Origin of the sequence: Pseudoalteromonas sp. SR45-5, from assembly GCF_014163565.1 — a bacterium.
GTDB lineage: Bacteria > Pseudomonadota > Gammaproteobacteria > Enterobacterales > Alteromonadaceae > Pseudoalteromonas > Pseudoalteromonas distincta.
The window spans coordinates 1-6086 of the sequence record NZ_JACJDN010000211.1 but is presented as its reverse complement, the minus strand read 5'-3'; the positions used below and the strand labels follow the sequence as shown (position 1 = coordinate 6086).

The window sequence follows — 6086 nt, the reverse complement described above, 5'->3', positions numbered from 1 at the left end:
AATGCATCAAGCAGCAGGTGAGCTGTATTTAGCATCAGACTACTTTAGGCTTGCGCTAGCAACTAATGTACACGAGTTTATTGAGTACAAATATGCGCGTTTAGAGCTTGAGTTGATGCAAGGTGTTGACGCAAGTTAAGCGTTTTAAATTAATAGGTGTATTACTATGTTGTTTGTTAGTTACAGGCTCGAGTAATCACCTAGGCGCTATTGGCTTTTGGCATGTTTTAAACGCAAAAGCTAATGTGCTACAAAGTTATTGGAAATCACCTGGTTATTTTTCTGATCATTTAGAGCAGTTACCAAATACCTCTTTAGCTATACTCGCCCGCAGTAAAATTTCTTCAGCCCAATATATGTATTCTCTTAAGCTTATTAAAAACAGTCAGAGCGATACTGCAAAACAATTTTGGCTCAGAGCATTAAATGATTTAACAATCCCAGAGCGTAAAATATTAGCAGCAAAGTTACTTGAGCACTCACGTTGGAGCGATTTAAAGTTACTAGCTAGTAAAAAAAAATTACCAGCTGGGGATGTGCTAAATCATCTAAAGCTTCAGTTAAAAACACCACAGAGTAAAGTATCTAGTGAGTTTATCCACGCTCTCGGTTTTTCATCTTTAATAAATATAAGTAAACCTAATAAGCAATGTATGTTTAACGTGCTGACTATGAGCGATCATCGCAGTGGCTTATATAAACTCACCGAGTTTATTAATGCTTATAATAAACAGCCAGAGCCCCGTGAAAATATTTTTTGCTTTTCAAAACCTGTTTACGTTGCAGGTATGCTTGAGTGTAAAAGTAGCACTAATCAAATAGCAAAGTGTGACTGGCAATCAGCTAAACTCAATAACCAGCTTCCTAACAATTTTGATTTTATAGTAATGATGCCAAAAGATGGAACGGCTAATGTTACTAAAGGAACAATGCTAATAAACTCAAAAGCAAAATACAGTGTGTTTTTGCATGAGTTGATGCATTTTAACGGTTTTGAAGATGAATATGCTTTGCCTAAAACTAAACAAGCATGGTTGTGTGCAAAAACAGGTTTTGTGGCACCTAATTTATTTATTTCTCATGATGAGTCGCCCCCAATAGGCTGGCATAAAGCAAAGAGTTGCCAGATAGGTGGTGTTGCATATAAACCTAGTGAAAATTGGTCTATTATGCAATATCAGCAGTTAGGGCTCTCGGCGCAGTATAGAGAGATTTGGTTGAAGCATTTAGATATGACCAATGGTAATTCTTATCGCCACTCCAGCGCGCTTACATTTGCAAATAAGGCCATATTAAATTAACAATTATCACTATTAATTAATTGTTTTTGTAGGCTTAATAAATTGTTAGTTCATGTTTAAAAAACACCCATACAGAACCGCTTTTTATAGACAAAATCAGTGTTTTTCAGTATAACTATAGTCATTAATGTCGTTTAAAAACAGGCAGTAAAAGCATCCCTTAGTATTAAAAAGAGATGCCCTGATAAACTTATGATTATAAAAGGCCCTACATTATGACTTTGCTCTGGATACCCTTGTTATCCTTAATTGGCAGTGTTATTTCTGCATGCACAGGTAAGTTATCCCGCAATTTAAGCACTAGTTTAACGGCTCTTGCGCCTTTAACGGCTTTGGGAATAACTTTATACCATGCACCTGCAGTTTTAGCGGGCGAAACCATTCGTTACTCTTTCGCTTGGATCCCGTCAATAGGGCTCGACCTATCTCTGCGGTTAGACGGCCTCAGTTTATTGTTTATGTTTATGATTTTAGGCATAGGCTTGCTCGTTATCCTCTACACGCGTTACTACCTCAGTGCCAACGACTCAATGGCTAAGTTATATAGTTATTTAATGCTGTTTATGACCGCAATGCTTGGCATTGTTATGTCTAACAATGTTATTCAGCTGTGGTTGTTTTGGGAATTAACGAGCATCAGCTCATTTTTATTAATTAGTTTTTGGTGGCATAAGTCTGAAGCGCGAAAGGGTGCTCGTATGGCTCTTGCTGTAACAGGCGCGGGCGGCTTAGCGTTACTTGCAGGCTTAATGCTATTAGGTGATATTGTTGGTAGTTATGACCTAGATGTTATCCTAGCGAGTAAAGCGATAATTCAATCTCACGATTTATACGAAGTAGCATTAGTATTGGTGCTATTGGGTGCGTTTACTAAATCGGCACAATTTCCATTTCATTTTTGGCTTCCTCATGCAATGGCAGCGCCTACGCCAGTGAGCGCGTATTTACATTCTGCAACCATGGTAAAAGCCGGTATATTTTTGTTAGCACGTTTTCATCCTGCCTTAGCTGGCACCGATACGTGGTTCTTACTTGTTGGGTTAACAGGTTTAGCTACGCTGTTGTTTGGTGCTTATATAGCATTATTCAAACACGATTTAAAAGGATTGTTAGCTTACTCAACAATAAGCCATTTGGGTTTAATAACGCTATTACTCGGGCTTGATACTGAGCTTGCGACTGTTGCTGCTATATTTCATATAATTAACCATGCAACGTTTAAAGCGTCGTTATTTATGGCCGTTGGTATTATCGATCATGAAACAGGCACGCGTGATATGCGTAAATTAAATGGTATGTGGCGATACTTACCATACACTGCAACGCTTGCAATGGTCGCGGCGGCTGCAATGGCAGGGGTTCCATTGCTTAATGGTTTCTTGTCTAAAGAGATGTTTTTTGCAGAAACGCTGCATCAGCAAGTGCTTGGTTCTATGTCGTGGTTAATTGCAGTACTGGCAACGGTTGCAGGTGCATTAGCTGTTGCGTACTCCGCACGCTTTATTCATGACGTGTTCTTTAATGGTGAGCCAATCGATTTACCTCGCACGCCGCACGAACCGCCACGTTATATGCGGGTACCAATAGAAATATTAGTTGTGATTTGTTTACTAGTGGGTATGTTCCCACACTTTACAATTGATGGCATTTTATCTGCGGCGTCTTTAGCTGTACTTGGAAAAGAAATGCCAGTTTACGAATTGGCTATTTGGCACGGGTTTAACTTGCCTCTATTAATGAGTGCAATGGCGATTGCTGGCGGTTTATTTATTTATATTAATCGTAAATATCTATTTCAGTTTCAAGCGTCATTACCACCTTTAAATGCTAAAAAAACCTTTGAACGTGTAATTTTAAGTGTTGTTGCTTGGTGTCAGTCAAAGGTAAGCAGTATCGAAAATGGATCGCTGCAGCGCTACCTAGTAATTATGTTAGCGGTAGTCTTACTGTGTGCCGGTTGGCCATTATTTGAAATGCAACAACTTGCTGGCAGCATGCCACTTACCCCTGTTGATGTGCACAATGCAATTGGTGCGGGCTTATTGATTATTGGTGCTCTTGCTACCGTTATTTGGCATCGCTCTCGAATGGTATCGTTGTTAATGCTCTCAATCGTAGGGTTAATGGTATCGGTTGTATTCACACGCTTTTCTGCTCCTGATTTAGCACTTACACAGTTAACTGTTGAGGTTGTTACTATTATTTTACTTATGCTGGCATTGTTTTTCTTGCCCCAGCATACGCCAAAAGAATCAAGTTCATTACGCGTACTTCGAGATTTAGGAATTGCCTCTACGTTAGGTGTAGTTATAGCGAGTATCTGTTATGCATTACTTACACGTCCATTAGATTCAATCTCAGACTTCTTTATTGCTAACGCTAAAATTGGTGGCGGTGGTACTAATGTAGTTAACGTTATTTTAGTCGACTTTAGGGGCTTTGATACGCTTGGTGAAATTACCGTATTAGGCATTGCCGCATTAGGTATATTTAAAGTACTTTCTCGAATCCCATTATTTATGCCAGCAAGTGACAGCGAAGGGCGCCCATGGGCACGAGAGCGCCATCCAATCTTACTGGCGAGTATTTCACAAAGTTTATTACCGCTTGCGTTATTGGTTTCTGCATATATTTTCTTACGCGGACATAACTTACCTGGCGGTGGCTTTATTGCTGGACTGGTAACGTCAATCGCGTTTATTTTGCAATACATGGCGCATGGTACAGCATGGATAAACGGACGTTTTGATGTTAATTATCGTAAAATCATAGCTTCAGGCATTGGTATTTCACTGTTCACTGGTGTGGGTAGCTGGTTCTTTGATAAGCCATTTTTAACAACTTGGTTTGACTACTTTGATATTCCGTTTGTCGGTAAAACAGAGCTTGCCAGCGCGATTGCATTTGACCTAGGTGTTTACTTAACGGTTGTAGGCGCTACGCTAATGATTTTGGCAAGCTTAGGTAATATGACGGCAGATACCCAGAAAAAAGAGGTAAATATTTAATGGAATTATTGTACGCATCTTGCGTTGGAGTATTGGTCAGTTGCGGTGTGTTTTTACTGCTAAGAGCTCGTACGTTTCCTGTAGTACTTGGGCTTACTATGATTTCATATGCTGTTAACTTATTTTTGTTTTCAGCAGGTCGTCTTACTATTAATAAAGCGGTAGTGCTTGGTACTGGTACAGAATACGCCGATCCTCTACCTCAAGCTTTAGTGCTTACAGCTATTGTTATTGGTTTTGCGATGACCGCATTCGTGGTTATTTTGGCAATACGTGGACGCGCCGATTTAGGTAGCGACCATGTTGATGGTTATGTGCCCAACACCTCTGCAGATAATAAGGAGCAAAAATGATCCAACATTTAGCTTCGCTCCCTATTTTATTACCTATGCTGACGGCTGTTATTTTATTGCTGCCACCATGTGGTAAAAGCGTTAAAATTCGCCGCTTAGTTTCAATTGTAATGGCAATAGCTACTTTTGCCATTAGTGTGCTTTTACTTGTACATGTTAATAATACAGGTATTAACGTTTACGCTATTGGTAATTGGTCTGCACCATTTGGAATAGTCTTAGTAGCCGATATGTTGTCTACCTTATTGGTTACGTTAACTTCATTTTTAGGTTTGGGCGCTATTTTATATGGTAGTGCTGGCGATGATGAAAAAGGCAGCTTTTATCACCCACTTGTTCACTTTTTGATATTAGGTGTAAATGGCGCGTTTTTAACTGGCGATTTATTTAACCTATTTGTATTTTTTGAAGTGCTACTGATTGCATCTTATGCATTGTTAATGCACGCAGGTGATAAACAAAATACTCGCGCGGCATTGCAATATGTAATATTGAATTTAGTTGGCTCAAGCGTATTTTTAATTGGTTTGGGTATTTTGTACGGTGTGCTTGGTACGCTTAATATTGCAGACATGACGCAAAAAGTATCACTACTTACAGGTGATGATGTATATCTAGCAAAAGCAGGCGGCTTACTGCTATTAATAGTATTTGCTTTAAAAGGCGCACTATTACCTCTGCATTTATGGCTTCCAAATACTTACGCAAGTGCTAAACCTGTGGTTGCTGCATTGTTTGCGATTATGACTAAAGTAGGCGTTTACGCTATGCTTCGTGTTTATACGGTGATATTTGGTGAACAAGCCGGAGCGCTTGAACACATGGCGCAGCCTTGGCTTTGGGGCTTAGCAATTGCGACCATTATAGTAGGTGCAATTGGTGTGATGGCAGCACAAGACTTACGTAAACTCACCTCTAACTTAGTATTAGTATCGGTAGGTACGCTGGTTGCGCTAATAGCATTGCAAAATGTAAATGCCACTGCTGCACTTTTATATTATTTAGTGCATTCAACACTTGTTAGTGCCGCACTATTTTTACTAGCAGACTTAGTTTCAATCCAGCGCGGTAAAGTTGGCGATAGACTAGTAGCAGGTCGCTCTGTAAAACAGCCATTTTTATTAGGTGTGTGCTTTATTATTGCGTCTTTAACGGTAGTTGGTATGCCACCACTGTCAGGCTTTGTAGGTAAAATTTGGATACTTAAAGCGACATTAAACAGTGAGCAAGCTTTACTATTTTGGCCAGTATATTTAGTAACAAGTTTTGCGTTGTTAGTTGCGCTTTCGCGCGCTGGCACAACTTTGTTCTGGGAGCATAGAAGCAAAAGTAGCGAAAATGCCGATTGTGCAAGTGCACACCCGTTGCAGGTAACTGTAATTATAGCTTTACTTGCATGTTCGCCATTGCTCGTTATTTTGGGC

The 6086-nt window shown here is 39.7% G+C and carries 4 protein-coding genes and 1 pseudogene; all 5 read left to right on the top strand.

Going from position 1 to position 6086, the window contains the following annotated elements; translation table 11 throughout:
* A pseudogene (locus H5072_RS21105) lies at window positions 1-139 on the top strand (lipoprotein NlpI); the annotation flags it as partial.
* Window positions 126-1301: a hypothetical protein gene (locus tag H5072_RS09665; protein ID WP_182693399.1), complete on the top strand. Its 1176-nt coding sequence runs from the start codon at window positions 126-128 to the stop codon at window positions 1299-1301. The pseudogene H5072_RS21105 and the gene H5072_RS09665, both read left to right, overlap by 14 nt.
* Window positions 1302-1516: 215 nt before the next feature.
* Entirely contained in the window at window positions 1517-4309 is a 2793-nt protein-coding gene (locus H5072_RS09660; RefSeq protein ID WP_182693398.1) for a monovalent cation/H+ antiporter subunit A, read from the top strand.
* On the top strand, window positions 4309-4662 hold the full coding sequence (locus tag H5072_RS09655; RefSeq protein WP_010554685.1) for a Na+/H+ antiporter subunit C: 354 nt from the start codon (window positions 4309-4311) through the stop codon (window positions 4660-4662). Before H5072_RS09660 ends, H5072_RS09655 begins: the two co-directional genes overlap by 1 nt.
* A partial coding sequence (locus H5072_RS09650) for a monovalent cation/H+ antiporter subunit D (protein WP_182693397.1) occupies window positions 4659-6086 on the top strand: 1428 nt, incomplete at its 3' end. The genes H5072_RS09655 and H5072_RS09650, both read left to right, overlap by 4 nt.